This window comes from Prosthecobacter fluviatilis (assembly GCF_042655725.1).
Lineage (GTDB): Bacteria > Verrucomicrobiota > Verrucomicrobiia > Verrucomicrobiales > Verrucomicrobiaceae > Prosthecobacter > Prosthecobacter fluviatilis.
Genome location: NZ_JBHSMQ010000001.1, coordinates 1,112,348 through 1,132,348, shown reverse-complemented (window position 1 = coordinate 1,132,348; position 20,001 = coordinate 1,112,348). Strand labels below are relative to the sequence as shown.

17 protein-coding genes are annotated in these 20,001 nt (G+C 61.9%); 9 read left to right on the top strand and 8 right to left on the bottom strand.

Features of this window, described 5'->3' with window-relative positions; all coding sequences use genetic code 11:
• Positions 1 to 155 precede the first annotated feature (155 nt).
• Positions 156 to 866: a class I SAM-dependent methyltransferase gene (locus ACFQDI_RS04425; protein WP_377163817.1), complete on the bottom strand. Its 711-nt coding sequence runs from the start codon at positions 864 to 866 to the stop codon at positions 156 to 158.
• 110 nt (positions 867 to 976) lie between these two features.
• On the opposite strand from ACFQDI_RS04425, the gene ACFQDI_RS04420 reads away from it, so the two are divergent.
• The 6 genes from ACFQDI_RS04420 to ACFQDI_RS04395 all read left to right on the top strand — a co-directional run bounded on the left by ACFQDI_RS04420 (position 977) and on the right by ACFQDI_RS04395 (position 4,613).
• On the top strand, positions 977 to 1,834 hold the full coding sequence (locus ACFQDI_RS04420; RefSeq protein WP_377163815.1) for a hypothetical protein: 858 nt from the start codon (positions 977 to 979) through the stop codon (positions 1,832 to 1,834).
• Positions 1,835 to 1,863: 29 nt separating this feature from the next.
• Positions 1,864 to 2,355: a hypothetical protein gene (locus ACFQDI_RS04415; protein WP_377163813.1), complete on the top strand. Its 492-nt coding sequence runs from the start codon at positions 1,864 to 1,866 to the stop codon at positions 2,353 to 2,355.
• An 18-nt stretch (positions 2,356 to 2,373) separates the two neighbouring features.
• A complete protein-coding gene (locus tag ACFQDI_RS04410) occupies positions 2,374 to 2,943 on the top strand; it encodes an anthranilate synthase component II (protein ID WP_377163811.1) in 570 nt (189 codons plus the stop codon).
• Between the two features lie 20 nt (positions 2,944 to 2,963).
• Positions 2,964 to 3,821, top strand: coding sequence for a hypothetical protein (locus ACFQDI_RS04405; protein ID WP_377163809.1), 858 nt, complete (start codon positions 2,964 to 2,966; stop codon positions 3,819 to 3,821).
• A gap of 88 nt (positions 3,822 to 3,909) precedes the next feature.
• Positions 3,910 to 4,152, top strand: a complete 243-nt coding sequence (locus tag ACFQDI_RS04400) for a DUF6868 family protein (RefSeq protein WP_377163807.1) — start codon at positions 3,910 to 3,912, stop codon at positions 4,150 to 4,152.
• 62 nt (positions 4,153 to 4,214) lie between these two features.
• Positions 4,215 to 4,613, top strand: coding sequence for a hypothetical protein (locus tag ACFQDI_RS04395; RefSeq protein ID WP_377163805.1), 399 nt, complete (start codon positions 4,215 to 4,217; stop codon positions 4,611 to 4,613).
• A 142-nt stretch (positions 4,614 to 4,755) separates the two neighbouring features.
• On the opposite strand, the gene ACFQDI_RS04390 is transcribed toward ACFQDI_RS04395, so the two are convergent.
• Together ACFQDI_RS04390 and ACFQDI_RS04385 are read right to left on the bottom strand one after the other, a co-directional pair.
• Positions 4,756 to 6,537 (bottom strand): glycine--tRNA ligase, encoded by a 1,782-nt coding sequence (locus ACFQDI_RS04390; protein ID WP_377163803.1) that lies wholly within the window; start codon positions 6,535 to 6,537, stop codon positions 4,756 to 4,758.
• Positions 6,538 to 6,914: 377 nt separating this feature from the next.
• Positions 6,915 to 7,808 carry a LysR family transcriptional regulator gene (locus tag ACFQDI_RS04385; RefSeq protein ID WP_377163801.1) on the bottom strand — a complete coding sequence of 298 codons (894 nt, stop codon included), beginning with the start codon at positions 7,806 to 7,808 and terminating at the stop codon, positions 6,915 to 6,917.
• Positions 7,809 to 7,901: 93 nt separating this feature from the next.
• On the opposite strand from ACFQDI_RS04385, the gene ACFQDI_RS04380 reads away from it, so the two are divergent.
• Positions 7,902 to 9,197, top strand: coding sequence for a cation:proton antiporter (locus ACFQDI_RS04380; RefSeq protein WP_377163799.1), 1,296 nt, complete (start codon positions 7,902 to 7,904; stop codon positions 9,195 to 9,197).
• Between the two features lie 110 nt (positions 9,198 to 9,307).
• Here the strand turns inward: ACFQDI_RS04380 and ACFQDI_RS04375 are convergent, their stop codons facing one another.
• Genes ACFQDI_RS04375 through ACFQDI_RS04365 form a run of 3 tightly spaced genes read right to left on the bottom strand, consistent with a single transcriptional unit; the run spans position 9,308 to position 13,636 of the window.
• Complete coding sequence (locus ACFQDI_RS04375; protein WP_377163797.1) at positions 9,308 to 10,867, bottom strand: NAD(P)/FAD-dependent oxidoreductase; 1,560 nt, start codon at positions 10,865 to 10,867, stop codon at positions 9,308 to 9,310.
• 28 nt (positions 10,868 to 10,895) lie between these two features.
• Positions 10,896 to 12,347, bottom strand: coding sequence for a cation:proton antiporter domain-containing protein (locus tag ACFQDI_RS04370; RefSeq protein ID WP_377163795.1), 1,452 nt, complete (start codon positions 12,345 to 12,347; stop codon positions 10,896 to 10,898).
• Between the two features lie 38 nt (positions 12,348 to 12,385).
• Positions 12,386 to 13,636 (bottom strand): NAD(P)/FAD-dependent oxidoreductase, encoded by a 1,251-nt coding sequence (locus tag ACFQDI_RS04365; protein WP_377163793.1) that lies wholly within the window; start codon positions 13,634 to 13,636, stop codon positions 12,386 to 12,388.
• Between the two features lie 181 nt (positions 13,637 to 13,817).
• On the opposite strand from ACFQDI_RS04365, the gene ACFQDI_RS04360 reads away from it, so the two are divergent.
• Together ACFQDI_RS04360 and hrpB are read left to right on the top strand one after the other, a co-directional pair.
• On the top strand, positions 13,818 to 15,113 hold the full coding sequence (locus ACFQDI_RS04360) for an alginate export family protein (RefSeq protein WP_377163791.1): 1,296 nt from the start codon (positions 13,818 to 13,820) through the stop codon (positions 15,111 to 15,113).
• Between the two features lie 62 nt (positions 15,114 to 15,175).
• On the top strand, positions 15,176 to 17,719 hold the full coding sequence (gene hrpB / locus ACFQDI_RS04355) for an ATP-dependent helicase HrpB (RefSeq protein WP_377163789.1): 2,544 nt from the start codon (positions 15,176 to 15,178) through the stop codon (positions 17,717 to 17,719).
• A 7-nt stretch (positions 17,720 to 17,726) separates the two neighbouring features.
• Here the strand turns inward: hrpB and ACFQDI_RS04350 are convergent, their stop codons facing one another.
• Complete coding sequence (locus tag ACFQDI_RS04350; RefSeq protein ID WP_377163787.1) at positions 17,727 to 18,836, bottom strand: hypothetical protein; 1,110 nt, start codon at positions 18,834 to 18,836, stop codon at positions 17,727 to 17,729.
• A 54-nt stretch (positions 18,837 to 18,890) separates the two neighbouring features.
• On the bottom strand, positions 18,891 to 19,967 hold the full coding sequence (locus ACFQDI_RS04345; RefSeq protein ID WP_377163785.1) for a L,D-transpeptidase family protein: 1,077 nt from the start codon (positions 19,965 to 19,967) through the stop codon (positions 18,891 to 18,893).
• Between the last annotated feature and the right edge of the window lie 34 nt (positions 19,968 to 20,001).

Below are 20,001 nucleotides of genomic sequence, written 5' to 3'. Positions count from 1 at the left end.
AGCCCTACCGCCACCAGTCCTCGCATGCCCGGCGCAGGCAGGGCGGGCTGTCCCCTGCCTGCCGTCGCCGGAGCCCAGAGCGTGCTTGAAACGGATCGGCACCATGAGATGCCTCACTGCGCTTTCAGAGAGCGCGAAGGGGAAGATTTCACTGTCTACTTCACCTGTGGTGCAGGCGTTGACACCGCACCCTTCTCGTCCTTCCCAAAGAACATCAGATGCTGCCAGGGCAGGCCGTCGTACTCGCGCACGAGCTTGAAGCCGTTGGCGTTCATCTCCTTGTTAATTTGAGCCTTGCTCATCTTGTGCTCGGGCTTGATCGGCACGTTTTCATCCTCTGCACGGAATTCACAGAGCACGAGCTGCCCGCCGGGCTTCAGGGCGGCGCGCATGGCGGCCAGCATCTGCACCGGGTGACTGAACTCATGGTAGACGTCCACCATGAGAATCATGTCGCAGGTGTTCGGCGGCAGCTTCGGGTCATGGTAGAGACCGTCGATGGGCACGATGTTTTTCAGCCCCTTGCTCGCGATGTTCTGCTTGAGCATCTCGATCATCTCCGGCTGCACATCCACGGCATAGACCTTGCCCTTCTCCCCCACCATCGCGGCCAGGGGGAGGGTGTGGTAGCCGTTGCCGCAGCCCATGTCACACACCACCATGCCGGGCTTTACCTGGAGCTGCGCACGCATCTGGGAGGGGCCCTCCTCCTGCTCGCGCACACGGCGTATGAGCCACTCCGCGCCTTTCCAGTGCATGGTCCTGGCGATCACGCGCCCCTCATATTCCGTGAGCGGAGGCGGGGCCTCCTGCGCGGGCAGACAAGGGCAGGAAAGCAGCAGGAGGAGCGGAAGGAGCAGACGCATGGCGAGAGCAGTAAACGGCGGAAACCATGCAAATGTAGCGAATGGAAAGCTTCAAGACTTTTCCAGACTCGCACTGGAAATCCCGGGGCGGCTCCGTATCATCTCCCATCATGACTCGTCGTTTCATCGCCCGCCTGCTGCTGCCCCTGCTGGGAGCCGCCAGCATCGCCGCGCTCAGCGCCCAGGATGCCCCGGTGCCCAAGCCCCCTGAGAGGCCCGCCATCCCCGAGGATGTGGTGGGAGATGAGCATGTGCGCGAGGAATACGGAGTGAACCAGTTCACCACGCCCTCCATTCGCAAGCTCTTCGACATGCTCAACAACGTGGGCAAGCTGCGCTTTGACAGCCTCAAGCGCCCCTTCACGGACAAGACGCCCGCAGACCGCGTCGTCGTCGCCATGGGCCTGGGCACGCTCATTGCAGACGGCTTTCTCATCGTGCAGTGCGAGCGCGTGGAGGAGATGGAGTCCGTAGGCCGCGCCATGATCAAGTACGGCAAGGCGCTGGGCGCCGGCAACCGCATGAACAAGCACACCGGCAGCCTCTTTGAGTACAGCCTGAAGGGCAACTGGCAGGACCTGCGTGTGGAGCTGGCCAAGACCCAGTCTGACGTGGAGGCCGAAATGGTCATGCTGCGGGATGTGGACATCGCGCACCTCATCAGCCTCGGCGGCTGGCTGCGTGCCCTCGAGATCGCCACCAAGAGCATCAGCGAAAACTACGCTGAGGAAAAGACCCGCCAGCTGACGCGCCGCGACATCGCCGAGTATTACATGATGAGCCTCGACAGCCTGCACCCGCGCATCATGAAAAACCCTTCTCTGGTGGAAATCCGCAAAGGGCTGGAAGGCATGCTGCCGCTGCTCGATGTGCCAGAGGGCAAGTCCCTGAAGCTGGAGGAAGTCAAGGCACTGTACCAGAAGGCCTCCGCTATCTGCCACATCATCACCGACAAGATGAACGGCTGAAGCCGTTCGCGATACGTAAACCATCTCTCATGGCCAATCTCACTCCACAGCAGCGCCAGCTCGTCGAACAATGGGCGGCTGAAGGTGCCTCCCTCAATCAGATCCAGGACCGCCTGCGCAACGAATGCGCCACGACACTGACGTACATGGAGACACGCCTGCTCATCTTGGAGCTGGGCGTGAAACTCCAGGACAAGCCCCGTGAAGCCCCCCCGGAGGAAAAGCCCGGCCCGGCACCTGCACCCGCCGAGTCTCAGGAGGACGCCGTGGCGGATGAAGTGCTGCCTCCCGATGGCTCCGCAGGCGGCGCCCTCAAAGTCTCCGTGGATGACCTCCCGCCTCCCGGCGCCATCATCAGCGGCAAGGCCACCTTCAGCGATGGCGTCACCGTGCAGTGGTTCATGGACCAGCAAGGCCGCTTTGGCATGCGTGGCCCCGCCCCCGGCTACCAGCCGCCTGCCGCCGACATTCCTGCCTTTCAAAGCGAGCTCGACACCATCCTCCAACTGCGCGGCTTCTGATTTCGCCGCATTTTCCGCATGCTTCTGATCATCGACAACTACGACTCCTTCACCTACAACCTCGTCCAGTACTTCGGCGAGATGGGGGCCGTCATGGAAATCCGCCGCAACGACCAGGTGACGCTGGATGAGATCGAGAAGCTGAAGCCCGACCACATCTGCATCTCCCCCGGCCCGTGCACGCCCAAAGAGGCAGGCATCAGCTGCGCGGTGATCGAGCGCTTTGGCAAAAGCACGCCCCTCCTCGGCGTCTGCCTGGGCCATCAGGCCATCGGCCACGTCTTCGGCGGCGATGTCGTCCGCGCAGGCCGCCTCATGCACGGCAAGACCTCGATGATCAACCATCAGGGCGAGTCCGTCTTCAAAGGACTGCCGCAGCCCTTTGAGGCCACGCGCTACCACTCCCTGCTCGTCAAACGCGACACCCTGCCCGACTGCCTCGCCATCACCGCGACCTGCAGCGACGACGAGTCCGAGATCATGGGCCTGCGCCACAAGGAGCTGCCCATCCACGGCGTGCAGTTTCATCCCGAGTCCATCCTGACGCAGGAAGGCAAGCGGCTGCTGAAGAATTTCCTGGAGATGTGAGGCAGAGATAAGGTGAGCCCATGGACGACGCAGAACATCTCCGCCGTTTTGAGGATCACTCGTTTCCGCACGAGCAGTGGAACCACCGTGCGCACCTGAAGGTGGCGTATCTCTACCTGCAGCAGTTCCCCTTCCCCGAGGCCCTGGAGCGCATGCGCACCGGCATCAAGGCCTACAACGCCGCCCACGGCATCCAGGACACGCCCACCGGCGGTTATCACGAGACCCTGACGCAGGTGTGGCTGCAACTGGTGTCCACGACCCTGCGCCAGTTTGGCCCGGCTGATACGGCGGATGCGTTCTTTGACGCCCAGAGCCAGCTCAGCAGCAAGCGCGCGCCGCTGCTTTTTTATTCGCGTGATCTCATCATGTCCGCCGAGGCGAAGCGGGCATTTGTAGCGCCGGATCTGGCTGCGCTGCCGCAGCCGCCCGCCACGGAAAATCTCCGCGCCGCCCCTACTGCGCCAGCCCGCTCTTCAAAGCCGAGCACGGTCACGATCGCCGTTCGCCTGCTGTGGCTTTCGCTCGCAATCGGGGTTCCGCGACTGTGGATCGACTTACCGATCATACAGCACATGGAATATCCCGAATTAGTCGGGCTCACTTTCCTGCTGACGTTTGGTTTTTTGGCGTGGTTGACCACAATGATTGATGAAGGTTTTCACTGGGCGCGCGTCACCTTCCTGATTCTCCTGGCCCTCGGCCTCCCTTTCTGGTTAATGCATTTATTTAAATACTTTAACTATTCATTCTTGTCAGGAATGTTCAACCTCGTACAGAGCGTGCTACAGGTGGCAGGAGCGGCCCTGCTCTTTACCGCCAGCTCCCGCCCATGGTTCCTTCCATCGACGCCCCCCGACAAAGCGCAGGCAGCGTGAATGCACTCAGCGTAGCAGGCAGACCTCCTCCGCCCGCACGCCCACGACAAAGCACCTGACAAACCCGCAAACGGACGGATGCTCCCCCATGAGCATTGAGACCACGCGCAGCTTTCTCCTGTGGTGCCTCGGCATCAACTACGGCGTGCTCATGCTGTGGTTTCTGGCATTCAGCCTGGCACACGACACCATCTACCGCCTGCATGTGCGATGGTTTCGCCTAACGGTGGAGCAGTTTGATGCGGTGCATTACGCTGGCATGGCGGTCTACAAGATCGGCGTCCTTCTGCTGAATTTGGTGCCGTATGTGGCGCTGAGGATCATGGGTTGAGGAGCAACCCCAGAACGCTCGTTCGAGCCCGACAGGTATGTCAGCCATCCACTCGTCCAAAAATGCCCGGTTCTACTGAAGTCTTGAAGCGCATGCTGAAAGACAGCAACGGTGCGTACTCCGATTTCGAGTATGTGCCAAACTCGACGGAGACGGATCTCATGATCGACTGCGGCGTGCTGTTCCTCATGGCGTTTTGGTCGGGACCGGCGGTCATGGGATTCAAAAACCTCTGCGAATCGCTGCACGCCATCGAGCTTCCGAGTGGTTTCCTCTTTCGAGTTTTGGATTGGGATGGCGCGACTCACTTCCTCGACCGACTTTCTCAACATGATTTGATCATCGGGGGAAACGCCGAGGCTTTCTGGTTTCGTAAGGGGAAGATCATCGCCGCGACTCACGTGGGGACATCGTCGCCGGAACGGATTATGAAGATCATTGACCGACTCGCTCAGTCATGAGCCAGGAGTTCGCCAGCCGAACCTCCCCACAGCGCTGCGAATGATGGCCACTGGAGAGGGATCATCCTGATCCCTCCACACTCCGAGTTCACCCGCTGTTTCCAAAGTGGGGGATCAAGATGATCCCCCTCCTAGACATGGTTTACGACACCAGCGGCAGCAGTTTGCCCAGCAGATCGCTGATCTTCACGCGCTCCTGCTCGCCGCTGTCGCGGTGGCGGAGGGTGACGGTGTCGGCGAGTTCGGGGCCTTTTTCGCCGCAGGTTTCGAAGTCGATGGTGACGCCGAAGGGAGTGCCGGCTTCGTCCTGACGGGCGTAGCGGCGCCCGATGGCGGCGGTCTCGTCGTAGAAGCAGTTCATGTGCTTCTTGAGGAGCGCATAGACTTCGCGAGCCTTGGCGACGAGTTCGGGCTTGTTCTTCAGCAGCGGGAAGACGCCCACTTTGACCGGAGCCACACGTGGATGCAAGCGCAGGATGGTGCGAGTCTCAACCTTGCCATTCACATCAGCTTTTTCTTCTTCGACAAAGGCTTTCGCGAGAACGGCCAGCGCCATGCGGTCGAGACCGGCGGAGGGCTCGATGACGTGGGGGACGTAGTTGCCTTTGAAGAGGCGCTCGAACCAGGCACGCACATCGGCTTCGGGCATCGGCTCGCCCTTGGTCTTGGCGGCTTCAGCGGCGAGGCGCTTCTGGATGAGGGCTTCCTTCTGCTCTGGCGTGAGCTTGGCAGCGGCGGTCTTGAGTTCTTCGTCGAAGACTTCGAGCGACTTGGTGCTGTGCTTCTGGTGCTGGGAGAGGTCGAAGTCGCCACGGGCGGCGATGCCCTCCAGCTCTTCGGTGCCGAAGGGGAATTCGCAGAGGATGTCCACGCAGGCGCGGGCGTAGTGGGCCAGGTCTGCAGGCGTCTGCCAGTAGTACTCCAGCACATCGCCGAGGCCGATGCCTTCGTAGAACTTGGTGCGCTGATCCACCCAGTAGCGGTGCCACATCTGCCAGCCCCAGTTGGGCTTGGGCTCGCTGAGGTCCGCACCTTCGCTCCAGGCCATGACTTCGCCGGAGATGATCTCCACGGCTTCGTCGGGCTTGATGAAGAATTCGAGCTCCATCTGCTCAAACTCGCGGCTGCGGAAGGTGAAGTTCTTCGGCGTCACCTCATTGCGGAAGGCCTTGCCGATCTGACCGATGCCGAAGGGCACCTTCACGCGGCTGGAGTCATACACGTTCTTGAACTGCGCAAAGATGGCCTGTGCGGTTTCAGGGCGCAGGTAGGTGACGTCCGCCTCGGTCGCGGTGGGGCCGAGGTAGGTCTTGAGCATGAGGTTGAAGGGACGAGCCTCGCCGAGTGCGCCGCCGGTTTCGGGGTGAAAGTCCACGCTGCCAGTCATGGCGTCGATCTTCTCCTCATTGAGCAGCTCGATCTCCTCGGGCTTGCCTGCGGCTTCACCGGCGTTCTGGGCGATGAGGGCGCGGATGCGCTTGCGGAAGCTTTCGATGTGCTCGCCGTTTTTCAGCAGGGCGGACACGGGGCGGTCCCAGCGCCAGCCGGTGGGAGAAGTTGCACCGCTGTATTTCATGACGACGCCGTCCTGCGGCTCCACATGGTCGGCGCGCACGCGCTTGTTGGTCAGCGAGCACTCACGCATGAGGTCGGCAAAGGTGTCCACATGGCCGCTGGCCTTCCAGATGGCGGGATTCATGAGGATGCTGGCATCCAGGCCCAGCACGTCCTCGCGCTCGCGGGTCATGGTGTTCCACCAGACGTTGCGCAGGTTGCGCTTCAGCTCGGCACCGAGGGGGCCGTAGTCCCACACGCCGCCACAGCCGCCGTAGATCTCGCTGCTTTGATAGATGAAGCCGCGGCGCTTGCAGAGGGAAACGATCTTCTCCATTTGCGCGATAGAGTTCTTGGCGTCGGTGGACATGATAGGTAGTCGATTGAGGGTATGGGATGTGCCGAATGGCTGGACTGCCACCGGCGAGATGGGGGCGCGAAAGGAGCACCGCCACGCCTGCGGTGCAACGCTTTTCAGGAGAAGACGGAGGGCTCTATCCTGCTCGCACTCTTTCATTGCGTATCGCATCGCCGCGGAGGAGAGCAATGGGGAATGCAAGACTGCTGGCTGATTGCGGGAGCGCTGATCGGCAGACAGGAGCGTCCGTCGTGCTTCCCCGGCTTGCGCTGGCAGGCAGTACGACAGGCACTCATGCCTGTCGATCAGCGCATGATGCCCCCCCCCTGGCGGCAAAGCACTCACGAGCGACTCTGCAAGATCGAAGACGAGGACGGTTCATTCCCGCCTCACTCCCACAACCGCCCATTCTTCAGCCACTCTTTGACGAGTCCGCGAAAGGCCGCCACGGCGGGGTCTTCGCCCTCCTTGGCCCAGACCATCACCAGCGGGATGGTCTGCTGAGGCTTCAGCGGAATGAGGGCGAGGTTTTTGTTGGCTGTGCTTTCCGGCACCACGCCCACACCGGCACCGGATTCCACGTATTGCAGCACCGTGCCGATGAGGCTGGGCATGTGCTTCACGCGTGGCACAAAGCCCGCAGCCTGGCACGCCGCCTGAATGGCATCGTGAGAGCCTGCGCCCTCGCGCCGCGCCAGGATGATGAGCGGCTCTCCGACCAGCTTTTTCCACGGCAGCGAGGCCAGCCTGGCCCAGGGGTGATCCAGCGGCACGGCGGCGCAGAATTTCTCCTCCCGCAGCAGCAGGGTCTGCAGGCCCAGCGCCTCATGCGCCAGCACGGGGCGCGTGAGGCCCACGGAGAGACGCCCTTTGGAAACCATCTCCCACACGCGCTCCGGGGTGCGCTCCTCCAGGATCACCGTCACACGCGGATAGCGCCTGCCGTATTCCTTGAGCAGGCGCGCGAGAAACGGACGTGTGGGCGGCCCGATGTAGCCGAGGCGCAGCTCGCCCTCCTCGCCCTTGGCGGTGCGGTGCACGCGGCGCAAGGCCTCGTCCAGACGCTCCAGGATGAGCCCAGTCTCGTGCAGCAGCACATTTCCCGCAGGCGTCAGGCGCGGGGAGCGGCGCTCGCGCTCGATGAGCTGCGCGCCCAGCTCACGCTCGATCTCCTGCACCGCACGGCTCAGCGCCGGCTGGGCGATGCGGAGCCGCCGCGCCGCACGGGAGAAGCTCAGCTCCTCCGCCACGGCCTGGAAATATTTCAAATGTCGCAGTTCCATGATGTGTGCATTCTATACCGAACGGGCATCAAAGGTATATCAAAAGTCTATTTTCGTTACTGAAGCACCTGATCCACAAATGGGCCTCGCGCAATGAACAACGTCTCCCTCGCCGTACAGTTTTTCCTCCAGATCGCCGTCATCCTGCTGGCCTGCCGTGTGGTGGGCGCCATCGCGGCGCGCTTCGGCCAGCCGCAGGTGGTGGCGGAGATGATCACCGGTGTGCTGCTGGGGCCATCGCTCTTCGGCCTGCTGGCGCCGGAGTGGCAGCAGTGGCTCTTTCCCTGGGACAAGGCGCAGAAGCTGCGGGACACCTCCTGCTACCTCTTCCCCGCCTCGCAGCTTGGTCTGGCGCTTTATATGTTCATCGTCGGCATGGAGTTCCGCATGGACATCGTCAGCAAGCGCATGAAGAGCAGCGTGGCCGTCTCCATCGCGGGCATGGTCACTCCTTTCCTCCTGGGTGCAGGGCTGGCCTGGGTGCTGTTTCACCACACGGAGCTCTTCCCCAAGAAGACCTCCCTCACCGAGGCCATGCTCTTTCTGGGGGCGTCCATGTGCATCACCGCCTTCCCCATGCTGGCGCGCATCATCCACTTCAAAGGGCTGGCCGGCACGACCATGGGCACCGTGGCCATCGGCGCGGGTGCCATCGATGATGCCACCGCCTGGATCCTCCTGGCCGTCGTCCTAGCCAGCTTTGACAACAACATCGGCCACGCGCTTTACAACATCGGCGGTGCAGCAGGCTTTGTCACCGTAGCGCTCCTGATCATCCGTCCGCTGCTGTCACGCTTCTCTTCCCTGCTCATTGAAAAAGACAAGCTCAGCGACGCCGGCCTCGTCATCGGTCTGGCCATGATGTCTCTGGGAGCGTGGTTTACCGACATGATCGGCCTGCACGCCGTGTTTGGCGCTTTCATCATGGGCGCGGTGATGCCACGTGGCATCATGGTGCGCGATCTTTGCGCCCGCATCCAGCCGCTGGCCGTGGCGCTGCTGCTGCCGCTCTTCTTCACCTACTCCGGGCTGAACACCAAGATCGGCCTGCTCAATACCTGGTACCTCTGGGGCATGTGCGCCGCCGTGCTGGCCGCCGCCGTGCTGGGCAAGTGGATCGCCTGCACGCTGGCTGCACGCGCCACCGGCATCTCCGGCCGCGAGGCCATGGGCATCGGCATCCTCATGAACGCCCGCGGCCTCATGGAGCTGATCATCATCAACATCGGCCTGCAGCGCGGCATCATCTCCGAGGGTCTCTTTGCCACGCTCGTGATCATGGCGGTGGTCACCACCCTCATGGCCTCTCCCATCTTTGAGCGCCTCGTCGGCTCCGGCACCTACAAGCCCGAACCTGAGCCCGACGCCGAGCCTCAGCTGAGCTTCTGAAAAGCTGCTGTGTGAGTGCAGCCTGAGCCTTGAACATGGTGAGCGGCCACAGGCACCGCCGGGCTGATCTGCCGTGACTGCAACCGCGCGGGGCCCACGCCCCGGTGCCCTCAGAGAACTGCGGGCACCGTCTGTGGTGGCAGGTGAGAGGCGGCCACGTCCTCGGCTGTCTCTCCCCAGCTCTTCCAGCCTTCCCTGAGCTCCAGCACCGCCCACTCGGCCAGCATGCCAAAGAGCTTGATGGCGTCATGGCGGTGAATCCTGAAGCCCCGGATGAGGCTGCGGCGGTTGCGGTTGGTTTTGCCGAGCTCCTGGTCACGGCGGCGGCGGCGCGCGATCTGGGCGAAGCGCCGGTTATAGGTGCTCATGATTTTGTAGATCAGGCCTTCCCCGGTGGCAAAGGGTGGGGTGTGGAGGGCTTTGTCCCCCTGCTCAAACGGATGACGTGCCACGCCCCAGTAGTACAGACCGAGATCGAGCCGGTAAGCCAGGTCCATGAGATCAAACTCGCCCATGTACTCATACTTGTCCCTGTAGAGGGCACGGAACCAGCAGCGGTGGCTGGTGGAGAAGGTATGGTTGTACTCCGGCACCAGCCAGGCCATGGAGGCCCCTCTGCGCTGCTGCGTGATCAAATTCGCGGCGCTGCTGGTGGTGTAGGAGATCCAGTCCATGCCGGGGCTGTAAAAGGGGTCCATGAAAGCAGCGGCATCTCCCACCAGCACAAAGCCGTCTCCGGCAAAGGTGGTGCTGTAGTAGGCGAGGTTCTTGCGCCAGTGCACATCGCTCTCATCAAACTGGGCGTTCTCCAGCAGATCGCGTGCGACGGGGTGCTTCATCAGGAAGGTCTTCAGCCGCTCACCCACCTTGCCGCCGTCCTGCGGGAAATCGACGACACGCTGGTCAAAGACCACGCCCACGCTCATGTCTCCGCCTTTCAGCGGAATCCACCAGCTCCACCAGCCATCGCCGATGACGTGGTTGGTGGCTGTGCCGCGCACGCAGTAGAGCGCGGCAGACCACTCCGGGTATTTTTCCGCCAGCTCGCGGCCGTCCCAGTCCCGCACGCCTTTCCAGCGCGACCACGCGGCGGTGGTGGGATGCTCGAAGTTGGACTTCCACCAGTCGTTCTTGCGGGCGATGAGCGCGGCCACGCCGGAGGCATCCACGATCCATCGCGCCTGCACCGTATGGGTCGTGTCTCCCTGTTTGTAAGTGACGGTCTGCAGACCGCCGCTTTCCAGCTGCACGCCGTTGATGGTGACCGGTCGCAGCAGCGTGGCTCCGGCTGCGCAGGCGCGGCGCAGCACCTCCTCATCAAAGGTGGAGCGATCGAGCTGGTAGGAAGGGAGCTTGACCTGGTATTTGGAGCCGAGCTCGCTGGCCTCGGCGATGGAGGCCGTGTCCTTGTTGGCAAACCAGAAGCGCAGGCCCTGCTTGCAGATGTGGGACTCATTGAGGTACTGCGTGAGGCCCAGCACCCTGCCCATGAAGTAGGCGCTGACCTCCACCGTGGCCTCTCCCACGCGGCGGCCCAGCCTTTCGTTCTTTTCCAGAATGAGCACCCGTATGCCTGGATTGTGCCGCAGCAGCAGCGTGGCGGTGGCGGCCCCGGAAAGAGCACCGCCCATGACAATGACGTCGTAAGTGGCGTTGGTTTCAGAATTCATGGCGTTCATGGATGGTGCGAGATCACGCTCACGCAGCCAGAGTTGTGCGTGAGTCGTCCATCACCGTCTGCCTGCTGCCAAACAGCGTCAGCAGCGGCCCCGTGAGCATGGTGGTGGCCAGCGCCATGATCACCAGCATGGCAAAGATGCGCGGCGAGAGAATGCCGAGGTCATAGCCGATGTTCAACGCGATCAGCTCCATGAGCCCGCGTGTGTTCATCAGCGCCCCGAGCTGCAGGGACTCGCTCCAGTTCATGCCCGTCCAGCGCGCGGCGATGGCGCTGCCGCCCAGCTTGCCCACGGTGGCCACGGCGATGATGCCCAGGCACAGCGCCCAGCCCTGCACATCATTGAGCAGACCGATCTGGGTGCGCAGCCCGGTGAAGGCAAAGAACAGCGGCAGCAGCAGCACGGAGCTGAAATTCTCCACCCGCACGCTCAGCTTGTGCCGGAAGCCGCCCGCCTCTGGCATGATGGCCCCTGCCAGGAATGCGCCAAACAGCGCGTGGATGCCGATGACCTCCGTGGCCAGCGCCGACCCCACCACCACGCAGATGACCGTGGCAAGCACGCCACGCGAGGGCGCCTCGCTTTCCATCCCCTCATTGCCAATCCAGCGCGGCAGCAGCAGCCGCACGCCTTTGATCATGATGGCGATGAAAGCCAGCACCAGCAGCAGATTCAGCGCGGAGGCGCCAACGCTCGTGGCGCGTGCGATGGCCACCACAAAGGCCAGGATGCTCCACGCCGTAACGTCGTCAACCGCAGCGCAGGTGATGGCCGTGCTGCCGAGAAAGGTGCGGCTCATCCCGCGCTCCTGCAAGATGCGCGCCAGCACCGGAAAGGCCGTGATGCTCATGGAGATGCCCATGAAAAGCGCGAAGGCCATGAAGCCCGTACCCGGCTGCGCGAGGTCCGTGTACAGAAAATACGCCAGCACCACACCGAGGAAGTAGGGCAGCACAATGCTCGCGTGACTCACGATCACGGCGGCCTCCGCCTTTTTCCGCACTTGCCCCATGTCCACCTCCATGCCCACCACAAACATGAACAGGCACACGCCGATCTGGCTCAGCAGCTTCAGCACTCCGAGGGACGTGGCGGGAAACACAAACTGAAATGCGTCCGGTGCCACCCAGCCAAACAGAGACGGCCCCAGCAGAATGCCCGCCGCCATCTCCCCCACCACCGCAGGCTGCCCGCAGCGCACAAACAGCATGCCCGCGAGCCGCGAGGCCACGATGATGACGAGGAGCTGCACAAACAGATGGCTCAGGGGATCATTCACATTGGCACTCAGCCCGGAGAGTACCGCGGCCACGGCGGAACCCGCCGCTGCCCCGCTGGCATGTGGCGCAGCCACCTTGGCGGCCACTGCCCCCTGAGGCGCAGGCAGCGCTGCCCCCAGGTGCAGCACCAGCAAAATGCCTGCACCAAGTACAGAAAGCGTGACGAGATAAAACAGAGCGCTGCGTTTCACGGGGGAGGTGGTTAAAGGTGGAAATCACAGGAAGCCGCTCACGCCGCCAGCAGCGGCTCGCCGTAGGGCAGGTCGTCTGGCAGCGGCACAAACTCGCGGATCTGGCTCCAGAGCACGCTGAAGTCCTTGTTCACGTCGCCTGAGAGGCAGTCGGTGATGGAGCCTGCGGCGTCCGGGAAGCGCTTGATCACCTCACGGAAGGAGAAGTCCGGATTGTAGAAGGCATAGACAAGCTTGCGCATGTTTTCCACGCCCTGCCGGATCGTCTCGCCATACTCGGTGAAGCGCGCCGGAGAGAGATCCCCTTCGAGAATGCCCTGGTGGATGGTCTCACCGGAAAGCACGCCGCATTTCAGCGCCAGCATGACGCCGCTGCTGAAGACGGGATCGAGAAACGCAAAGGAGTCCCCCACCAGCAGCAGCCCGGGGCCGGCGCAATGCCGCGCGTGATGCGAGTACTCGCTGGTGATGCGGTATTCACCATTGGAAACGCCCGTGCCCAGGTGGTCTTTAATCCACTGGTTTTCCTCCACCTCGCGCTTGAAGATTTCCTTCGGATCCTTCACACCGCCACGCGTAAGGTACTTGCCCTCCGCCACCACTCCCACGCTCACCATGTCATCGTGCTGCGGGATGTGCCAGAACCAGCCTTTGTCAGGAATGTAAGCGACCATCGTCTGGCCTTCGTCGATGCCGGGCTCGCGGGTGGAGCCCTGGTAGTACGTCCACACCGCCACTTTGTTGAGGTAGGGGTCGCGCATGCGCCAGCCGTTGCGCGTGGCGGAAAAGGCTTCCTTGCCGGTGCAGTCCAGCGTGATCTTGGCGCGGTATTCGGTGACGTTGCCGTCCTTGTCTTTGGCACGTGCGCCAGCCACGCGACCGTCTTCCTTGATCAGTTCCAGCACGGTCGTCTCCTCCTTCACCTCAGCGCCTTTTTCGCGTGCATTGTCCAGCAGCATCTGGTCAAACTCCGAACGCAGAACCTGCCACGTCTGCGCCACGCTTTCGCGGTCATAGCGGTTGAAGAAATAGAAGGGCTGCGAGGCCTTGCCGCTGGGCTGCACAAAGGCCACGCTGTACTTCTTCACAAAGTGGGACTTCTTCATCTTCGGGATCATGCCCAGCCGCTCCAGCGGTCCGTAGGTGAAGGGAATGAGCGACTCGCCAATGTGGTAACGCGGGAATTTTTCGCGTTCGAGGATGAGTACCTTGTGGCCGTATTCAGCCAGAATGGCGGCAGCGCTGGAACCCGCAGGCCCGGCGCCAATGATAAGCGCGTCGTAGTTCATGGAATGAGAGATCGCCTTTGGGGCCCGCATGAATAACCGCCCGCCCATGATAACGGAAATCTCATCTCGCTATGGCTTTGATGCCACTTCGGCATGCACCAACCACCATAACAACCCAGCATCAAAACCATGCCGAAAGTCTATTTCCGTTATTGCGCCATCTGTTGAAAAAATGAAGCTCATGCGCACTTCCCTGCTCCTGCCTGCACTCCTGCTCCTGACCGCCCACGCACGGGCCGAGGGCATCGCCGACCAGCTCAAATGGAACTTCCAGGCCCGCACCCGTGCCGAGTCACGCAACAACACCTTCGATTTCAACTCCGCGAAAAACTCCGTCACGGACGACACCTTTGTGCTGGCTCGTGTGCGGCTCGGGGTGGAATGGCAGCCGGATGCGTGGGTACGCATCGCCCTGCAGGGGCAGGACACGCGTGAGGCTTTTTCCAAGCGCGCCAACGTGCCGCTGCAAAACGGTGCGGAAGGAGACGACAGCTTTGACCTCCGACTGGCCAGCATCGAGCTGGGAAACCCAAAGCACTTCACCGTGAAAGCCGGACGCCAAGTGCTGAGCTATGGAGACGAGCGGCTCGTCGGCCCGCTGGAGTGGCAGAACTTCAGTCGCACCTTTGACGCCGTGAAGCTGCACTACCAGGCGCCGACCTGGTGGCTGGATGCCTTCACCTCCAGCGTGGTGCGCATCCGCCGTTCGCAGTTCAATGTCTCGGACTGGATCAACGACGCCGCCTCACGAAACCAATTTTTCAGCGGCCTCTACTTCAGCAGCCAGGCCATCCCCTTTCAGACCACGGACCTTTACGCCTTTCACCTGCACGAGGAAAACGCTGCGGGCGTGTCCAATTTCGTGACCTTCGGCACCCGTCACAAAGGAGACCCCACCAAGCTGCGCGGCTGGGACTACACCGTGGAGCTCGTGGGCCAGGTGGGCCAGCTCAGCGGCAAATCCCTCACCGCCTACGCCTACCATCTGGAGGGCGGCTACAACTGGCTCAAAACCCCGTGGAAGCCCCGCCTCGCGCTCGAATACAGCGCAGGCAGCGGTGACAGCAATCCCAACGACGGCCACGCGCACACCTTCCAGAACCTCTTTCCCACCAACCACCCTCCCTACGGCTTCATGGATCTCTTTTCCTGGCAGAACATGCAGAACGTGGCGCTGCGCCTGGCCGCCAATCCCACCGCCAAAACCAAGACCACGCTGGACTTTCACTCCTTCTGGCTCACCACCACCGGAGACGCCTGGTACCGCGCCAACGGCACCACCACCGTGCGCCCCGTCAGCCCCAATGCCAACAGCCACGCCGGATGCGAACTGGACCTGACCGTGAGCACCAAGCTCACCCCGCACCTCGATCTCCTGCTCGGCTACTCCCACTTTTTTGCCGGTGCCTACCTCGCCGCCACAGGCCCGAGCGATGATGCCGACTTTGGCTACTGCATGCTGACGCTGAACTATTGAGCGCCAGCAGGCTCATTTTTTCGTGTATTTGATGGCATTCATGGGCCACCACATGGGCGTCCATGTCCAGCCCAGCCACGCTTCCCATCTTCGAACTCCGCCAGACCTTCACCGCCGCGCTTCTTGATCCGGCGCTGCCGAATCTGCTCATCAAAGCGCCCACGGGCTCCGGCAAGTCCACGCAGATCCCGCAGTTCGTGCTGGACTCCGGCCTGCTGGCGGAGGGAAAGCGCTGCATCGTGCTGCAGCCACGCCGAATCGCCGCACGCATGCTGGCCCAGCGCGTGGCGCGCGAGCGCAATGCACGCCTGGGCGGCGAGGTGGGCTATCAGGTGCGCTTTGAAAACATCACCAGCAAGGAGACGCGCCTGAGCTATGTGACCGAGGGCGTAATGCTGCGCCAGATGCTGGAAGATCCGCAGCTCGAACGCGTGGGCTGCATCGTCATCGACGAATTCCACGAGCGGCATCTCGATGGCGATCTCGTGCTCGCCTTTGCGCGCCAGCTTCAGCGCACACGGCGGCCCGATTTGAAAATCATCGTCATGTCCGCCACGCTGGTGCCGGGACCGCTAGTGGATTTCATGCAGCCCTCCAAGCTGCTGGAATCCGAAGGCCGTACCTTCCCGGTGGAGGTGCACTACCAGGCCCCGCTCCAGCTCAAGACCGGCTACCCGGAGCCGATCTGGGACCAGGCCGCGCGTGCCTGCGAAGACCTCGCAAACTCCCCCGGCTTCAGCGGAGACATGCTCGTCTTCATGCCCGGCGGTCATGAAATCAGGAAGACCATCGCCGCCATTCAGGGCCGCAGCTTTGCGCATGGCCGCCGCGTGGTGCCGCTGCATGGCGAGCTGACACCGCAGGATCAGGATGCCGCCGTCACACCCGGCGAGCAGCCCAAGATCATCGTCAGCACCAACGTCGCGGAAACCTCCCTCACCATCGAAGGCGTGCGCGCCGTGGTGGATGGCGGCCTGGCCCGCACGGCCTCGTATGATCCGCGCCGTGGCATCAATACGCTGACTGTGCAAAAGATCAGCCGAGCCTCCGCCGAGCAACGTGCCGGACGTGCAGGCCGTCTTGGCCCCGGCATCGCTGTGCGACTGTGGACTCAGCGCGAGCATCTGCTGCGGCCCGAGAGCGAACTGCCCGAAGTGCAGCGCCTCGATTTGAGCGAGGCGTTGCTCGCATTGCGCGTGCTTTCACGCGAGCCCTTCGACTGGTTTGAGCCGCCCACGCCTGCCTCGCAGTCGCGTGCCGAGGGTCTGCTGCACGATCTCGGAGCACTTGATCACGAAGGGCACATCACCGCTCTGGGAAAACAGATGAGCCGATTCCCACTGCATCCGCGCTTTTCCCGCATGCTGCTCGCCGCCGCGCAGTTTGGCTGCCTGCGTGAGGCCACGCTCTGCGCTGCTGCTGCACAGGGGCGGGACATTTTGCTCGTTGGCAAAAACAACGCCTCGCACAAAAACGAGGACCTGTGGGAACACGACGATGTGACGGAGTTTCAGGCCATCCTGCGCGCCTTCATCCGCGCCGAGGCCATGAACTTCAACCCCGATGAGTGTGCACGCTACGGCATCCATGCCACCGCCTCGCGCGAGGCCGCACGCAGCGCCGATCAATTTCTGCAACTCGCGAAACGATCCGGCCTGCTTATCAATGACGAGGTCGCCGATCCCGTCGCGCTCGCCAAAACCCTGCTCGCCGCATTCAGCGACCACCTCGGCGTGGAGACCAGCACCGGCATCCGCATCTACCGCCTCGCGGGTGGTTACAGCGGCCACCTTGGCAAGGACGCACACATCCGCCCGCCGCGCCTCATCGTCGCCTCCGAAATCGTCGAGGTGCAGGGCAAGGCGCTCACCGTGCAGCTCAACAACTGCACCCGCATTGAAGAGGAGTGGCTGCGTGAGCTCTTCCCCGAAGATTTCACCACCGGCAACCGCGCGGCGTATGATGCCGTGAACCGCCGTGTGATGAATCTCGAAGAAGTCCGCTTCCGCAGCCTCGTGCTCAGCAGCCGCGAGCGCGGCGAGCCCGATGAATCCACCGCCGCCAGCCTGCTCGCCGCCGAAGTCATCGCAGGCCGCCTGCAGCTCACGAACTGGAACGAGAAAGTGGAGCAGTGGATCACCCGCGTGAACTGCCTGTCCAAATGGATGCCCGACCTCGAAATTCCCGCCATCGGCGAAGAGGACCGCCACCTCATCATCGAGCAGGTGTGCACCGGCTGCATCGCCTACCGCCAGCTCAAGGACCGCGATATCTTCCCCGCCCTGCACCAGTGGCTCAGCCACAGCCAGCGCGAGCTCCTCGACAAATACGCCCCCGAACGCTACCCGCTCAAGAACGGCAAGACCGCCCGCATCGTCTATGACGAAAAGCAGCCACCGAGCGTGAGCGTGGTGCTGCAGCAGATGTACGACGTGAACGAAAATCCGAAGGTCGCCGCCGGACGCATCAGCGTGACGGTGCATCTGCTCTCACCCGCACAGAGACCGATTCAGACGACGGGAGATATTGGACGGTTTTGGAGAGAGGGATATCCGGCGGTGAAGGCGCAGCTGCGGGGGCGGTATCCGAAGCATGAGTGGCGGTGAGACTCAGTCATCGAGGAGATAGCATCTCCCGAGCCTCCTGCTCACCCTCGACATGAATCTTCACAGATTTTTCCAGCGATTTAATCCGCTTTTGATATTCCAGCCCAGGATAGAGTTTCCGGGGCAGCCCCGTGAGTTTTTCAAACAGGTAGGCGGCCTCTTCACCAGGTGGATAATATCCATCCGCTGCGACAGCCTGCAATGTCCTGCTCCACTTGAAGGTCACTTTTGCAAAAGGCTTCTCTTGTCGCGTGATCCGATAGACTGAATCCGTATACGAATCACTCTCCAGATCTTTCAATTCAAACTCAACTGTCGTACCATCGGAATTCACGCGCTTGGCAATCATGAAAGGCTCCTCTGGAGGATTGTAAGGCACCTCTTCATGCCATGAGGCCTTTTCAATGAGTCTGTCTCCATTCCAGCGGCAAAAACTCCACTCTCCCCAGATGGCTCGACGCCCCGAATTGGAGTGCAAAATCACGTAGCTTCCTTGTCCCACAGGCTTGGCCATGGAGTCGGCGACACACGCAAGGCTCTTGGTTTTGGCATTCCAGCGGAACATGAAATACTCCTGGAAGTACTTGTCCACATAAGCAGCCAGGATGACCTCTGGCACGCCATCGCCAGACAGGTCTTCGAGTTCAAAGGGGTGCTCTGCGGGAGTTACGGGAAGGTAATCATCGTCGCTTTTCTTCCATCCTTTCGGGCGCCAGACAGGTGCAACGTCTATCAGCGCACAAAGTTCCCACCGTCCTGCATTCAGCCACGCCAGTCCCACCACTTTTTCTTCAGTCGCCAGCATCTCAAACGACGGATCAACCTGAAGCTCCATCAGAGCAAAGCGCTGCCCGCTGCCAAAGAGATCCCCATGCAGCACGTAACAGCCTTTGCTGGTCGTGAAACTGGAGACCGCAGCCCGTTTCTCCTTCGATGATGTGAGCGGTGCCATCTCTTTTTCAACCTGCTGGAGCAGTGCCGTGGAAAACTCCGCTGACTTTTTCGGCGGGATCATCAGAAAGCTGTGATCAGCCTGTATTTCCGCATGGCATTCGGCGGCCTGCATCCATAGACACATCAAGGCAGCAAGAAATGAAAATGGTCGGCAGGCAGTCATGATTTTCCCATTCGACATCAATCATGCGTGAAAGTCACGGCTTTCACAAAACAATCACGGCACAATCAGAACCCGCGTGCCTTTGCTCACCAGATCATGCAGCAGGATCAGGTCTGCCTTGCGGAGGCTGAGACAGCCCCAGGTGAGGTGATGATGGCCGTCGGGCCAGTCGCTGATCCAACCGTGAATGCCGACGCCGTCTCCCAGCGGTGTGCCCCGGGGAGACATGGCACCACGCTGCGCCGCGGCGGCGATCTGATCGTGCTGTCTCTGGGTGATGCGACTCTCCATTAAGGCGATGCGTGCGTCGTGGGTGTTGGGGTAGTTCAGACGCAGCCATGCAGCACCGAGGTAAGCGCCGTAGGTGCCATCGAAAGGGCCTTGGGATTTTTGAGTGATGCGGTATTCGCCCACGGGCGTGCGGTTGTCGCCATCGGTGGTTTTTCGCTGCCTGCCGTCCTGCCCCAGAGCCATGGGCAGCGTGTGTTTCACCTGTCCTTTTTCGCAGACGTAAAGCTGGTAGGAATGCTTTATCGCGATGACCACGCGCTCCTCTTTCGCGGGCACCAGCAGGCGCGAATGACTCCGGATGAACTTTGAAACACTCATCGGCCAGGTGGCCGCTTCGGCAAAGAGACAATGCCGCAGCGTGACCGTGAGCTGTGCGTGACCGCCATCTTTGCCGGGGGCGATCTGAGCGATGCGCTGTCGGCGCTTCACGGTGTCGCCAGGTTTGAGGTCGCATTGGTGAATGCCCGCATAGCCGGTCAGGACACACTGCGGCTGGCCGTTTTCGAGAAAGCGGTGCTCGATCCAGGCCTCGCCGTCCTTGACCTCGGTCACAGTCCCGGCCGCCATGGCATGCACCGGCAGCCCGGCATCCGTCTCGCCGCCGCCGCTGCCATTCCATGTCTCATGCGACTCCAGCGCGAGAGCGTCGATGACCACCTCATCCACCTTCCAGCTCTTGTACCATCTCCGAGTGGCGAGGTCCTTGTAGCCTGCGCTGCCATCGGCCCCGCCCACGGGAAAGTCGAATCCATCTGCAAGATCAGGCGCCAGGAACGGCGTGAGATCCTGAGCTGAAAGCGCACAGGTGCAGAGAAGGCAAAACAGTATCTGCAGTTTCATTCACGAGTTCATGACGACACTCGTGAATTATGAG